Source organism: Dietzia sp. B19, from assembly GCF_014145155.1.
GTDB classification, from domain to species: Bacteria; Actinomycetota; Actinomycetes; order Mycobacteriales; family Mycobacteriaceae; genus Dietzia; species Dietzia natronolimnaea.
In genome coordinates, this window is the sequence record NZ_JAALED010000080.1 from 1 (window position 1) to 3937 (window position 3937).

General features: G+C 70.5%; 4 protein-coding genes. 2 read left to right on the forward strand and 2 right to left on the reverse strand.

Annotation, left to right across the window (positions count from 1 at the left end; all coding sequences use genetic code 11):
• Both G6020_RS03230 and G6020_RS03235 read left to right on the forward strand, forming a co-directional pair.
• Positions 1–1734: fumarate reductase/succinate dehydrogenase flavoprotein subunit (locus tag G6020_RS03230; protein WP_182609630.1), on the forward strand; the 1734-nt coding region annotated here is incomplete at its 5' end.
• Positions 1735–1768: 34 nt separating this feature from the next.
• On the forward strand, positions 1769–2512 hold the full coding sequence (locus tag G6020_RS03235; protein WP_182609631.1) for a succinate dehydrogenase/fumarate reductase iron-sulfur subunit: 744 nt from the start codon (positions 1769–1771) through the stop codon (positions 2510–2512).
• A 111-nt stretch (positions 2513–2623) separates the two neighbouring features.
• Here G6020_RS03235 and G6020_RS03240 read toward each other — a convergent pair whose 3' ends face one another.
• Together G6020_RS03240 and G6020_RS03245 are read right to left on the reverse strand one after the other, a co-directional pair.
• Positions 2624–2941: a hypothetical protein gene (locus G6020_RS03240; RefSeq protein ID WP_031264898.1), complete on the reverse strand. Its 318-nt coding sequence runs from the start codon at positions 2939–2941 to the stop codon at positions 2624–2626.
• Between the two features lie 39 nt (positions 2942–2980).
• On the reverse strand, positions 2981–3937 hold a 957-nt coding region (locus G6020_RS03245; protein ID WP_182609632.1), incomplete at its 5' end, for an AAA family ATPase.

The window sequence follows — 3937 nt, forward strand, 5'->3', positions numbered from 1 at the left end:
GACGCGCCGCGGCGCGCGCACTCCGTGGCGGCCCAGGGCGGGATCAACGCCGCCCGCGCGAGGCGGGTCGACGGCGACTCCCTGCACCGCTTCGTCGCCGACACCGTCAAGGGCGGCGACTTCCGGGGCCGGGAGGCCGAGGCGTTCAGGCTCGGCGAGGAGTCGGTTCGCGTCATCGACCACTTCTCGGGGATCGGCACGCCGTTCGCCCGGGAGTACGGGGGCGTGCTGTCCACGCGGTCGTTCGGCGGAGTGCAGGTCTCACGCACCTACTACTCACGCGGGCAGACCGGTCAGCAACTCCAGATCGCCGGCACCCAGGCCCTCCAGCGGCAGATCCGGGCGGGCACGGTGCGGTTGCACACCCGCCACGAGATGCTCGATCTGATCGTCGACGACGCCGGATGCCACGGGGTCGTGGTCCGCGACCTCGTCACCGGACACCTCCGCGCCGAGACCGCCCACGCCGTGGTGCTGGCGACGGGCGGCTACGGGAACGTCTTCCACGACTCCACGCTCGCGGTGAACTCCAACGCCTCGGCCGTCTGGCGGGCTCACCAGCGGGGGGCGTTGTTCGCCTCGCCGTCGTTCGTCCAGTTCCACCCCACCGCCCTGCCCAAGGACACGACCTGGCAGGCCAAGACCATCCTCATGAGCGAGTCGCTCCGCAACGACGGCCGCATCTGGGTGCCGAGGCACGCGAGCGACGACCGACCGCCGGGCGACATCCCCGATTCCGACCGCGACTTCTTCCTCGAGCGCCGCTACCCGGCCTACGGAAACCTGGTCCCCCGCGACGTGGCGTCACGGGCGATCACGGCGGAGATCCGCGACGGCCGCGGGGTGGGCCCCCGCCACAACTCGGTGTACCTGGACTTCCGGGACTCCCTCGCCCGCGACGGCCGGCAGCGGATCGCCGAGCGGTACGGCAACCTGTTCGACATGTACTCCCACGCCACCGGCGAGGACCCGTACTCCGTCCCGATGCGCATCGCGCCCACCTGTCACTTCACCATGGGCGGGCTCTGGAGCGACTACGACCTCCAGACCTCGATCCCCGGACTGTTCGTCGGCGGCGAATGCGGCTGGGCGTATCACGGCGCCAACCGACTCGGCGCCAACTCGCTGCTCAGCGCCAGTGTGGACGGCTGGTTCACCCTCCCGTACTCGGTGCCGGCGCACCTGGCCGCCCGCCTCGGGGACGATCCACCGGACGACGACGACGAGGTGGTCACCACCGCCGTGGGCCGCGCCCGGGCGCGCGTCGAGGCGCTCCTCGCGGTGGGCGGATCCACCGGGCCCGCCCATTTCCACCGCGCGCTGGGCGAGATCCTCTACGCCGGCTGCGGGGTCACCCGCACCGCCGAGGGGCTGACCGCCGCGATCGGGCGCATCCGCGACCTCCGGGCCCGGTTCTGGTCCGACCTCCGCGTGACCGGGACCGGTGAGCACCTCAACCAGGTGCTCGAGCTGGCCGGCCGGACGGCCGACTACCTGGAGCTGGCCGAACTGATGTGCGTCGACGCCCTGGACCGCGACGAATCCTGCGGCGCCCACTTCCGCGACGAGCACCAGTCCCCGGGCGGCGAGGCTCTGCGCCGTGACGATCTCTGGCGCTTCGCCTCGGCGTGGGGATCCACCGGCGACGACCGGGGCGGCACACGCACCTTCACCCGCCACGCCGAACCGCTCGACTTCTCCGCGGTCGAGCTCACCACGAGGGACTACCGATGAGATCCACAGCACGAACGACTGCGAGCACCACCCCGTGAGACTCACCCTGCGCGTGTGGAGGCAGGCCGGCCCCGAGGACACCGGCGGTTATGTGGAGTACCACGTTCCGGACGCCGAGCCGGAGATGAGCCTGCTCGAACTGCTCGACTCCCTCAACGACCGACTGGTCGACGACGGGGTGGACCCGGTGGCCTTCGATTCCGACTGCCGGGAGGGGATCTGCGGAGCGTGCGGGGTGACCGTCGACGGGCGCGCGCACGGCCCGGCCGAGAACACCCCCTCGTGCCACCAGCGCCTGGACGCCTACTCCGACGGTGACACCCTGCGCATCGAACCGCTGCGCGCGGCCGTGTTCCCCGTGATCCGGGACCTCGTGGTGGACCGCTCCGCGCTGGACGGGATCGTCGAGGCCGGGGCCCATGTGTCGCTGCCCGCGGGGACGGCCCCCGACGCCGACCTCACCGCGCAGGGGCACGACGATGCGGAGACGGCACTGGATCTGGCGGCCTGTATCGGCTGCGGTGCGTGTGTGGCGGCCTGCCCCAACGGTTCGGCCAATCTCTTTCTGGGTGCGAAGCTGGGGCATCTGGCCCTGATGCCGGTGGCGAGCCGCGAACGCGGGTCCCGGGCACGCAAGATGGTCGGCGCGGCGGATCAGGAGTTCGGCTCCTGCTCCCTCTACGGCGAGTGCTCCCGGGTGTGCCCGGCGGGGATTCCACTGCGGGCGATCGGCATGGTCAACCGGGAGCGCCTCCGCGCGGTCTTCAGGCGCTCGTGACCGGGGTCAGTCCCAAGCGGAGCGGGGCGGTGACGGGCACGGCGAGGTCGCGGCCTGCGAGCCGTCGGAGGGAGTGACGAGAGTGTCGCCGACCATCTCGACCGCCGGTCTCTAGACGTCGTCCTCCCTGACCGGGCCGCCCTCGCTCTCCCACCGGTCGATCATCTTGACCTTCGTCCGGGTGAACTTGCGCCGCACGCCCACACCCCCGTTCTCGTCCTCTGGGATGAACCGGGCGCCGTAATACGTGAGGGCGTCGGAGAGTGACTGCACTTCCGCGTCGTCGAGGTCGCCCACCCCGCGTTCGTAGTCCCGGATCTTCTGCTGGTCGAGCCCCGACCGTGCGGCGATGACCCCGGTGGAGACCAGACACAGGATCCGGGCCGACCGCGCCAGGCTCGCGTCCATGTGCAGTTCTCGATCAGTCATGGCCCCATGGTGCCTGATCAGCACTGTGGTGGCACGCGATCACCGCATGCGCTGGGAGATCACCTTGGAGATGCCGTCGCCCTGCATCGACACCCCGTAGAGGACGTCGGCGACGTCCATCGTGGGCTTCTGGTGGGTGATCACGATGAGCTGGCTGGTCTCACGGAGTTGTTCGAACAGTCCGATGAGGCGGCGCAGGTTGGTGTCGTCGAGTGCGGCCTCGACCTCGTCCATCACATAGAACGGGCTGGGCCTGGCCTTGAAGATCGCCACCAGCATCGCCACGGCCGTCAGCGATTTCTCGCCACCGGACAGCAACGACAGGCGCTTGACCTTCTTTCCCGGCGGCCGGGCCTCGACCTCGATCCCCGTGGCCAGCATGTCCGTGGGGTCGGTGAGGATCAACCGGCCCTCACCGCCGGGGAACAGCACGGAGAACACGTCGCGGAACTCGCGCTCGACGTCCACCCATGCCTCGGTGAAGATCTGCTCGATCCTCTCGTCCACGTCGTCGATCACCCCCTCGAGGTCGGCGCGGGCCTTCTTGACGTCGTCGAGCTGGGTGGACAGGAACGCGTATCTCTCCTCGAGGGCGGCGAACTCCTCCAGCGCCAGCGGATTGACCTTGCCCAGGGTCGCCAGATCTTTCTGGGCCAGCTTGAGTCGACGCTCCTGCTCGGCACGCAGATACGGCATCGGCGGGGGTGGGGTGACGTCCTCACCGCGCTCGCGGGCCGCCTCGTACTCCTCGATCTCCAGCGCGGACGGCGGAAGCGGCACCTCCGGCCCGTACTCCGCCACCAGGGCCTCGGGCTCGATGCCGTGCCGTTCCAGCACCGCGGACTCGAGCTCGGAGACCTTGACCTCGAGTTGGGCCCGGACGATCTCGTCGCGGTGGGCGGCGTCCCCCAGTCTGGTGACCTCGGCTTCCGCGCCCGCCAGCTCGGTACGGAGCGAGGCCACCCGTGCGGAGGCCTCCGAGCGCGCGGCCGCCAG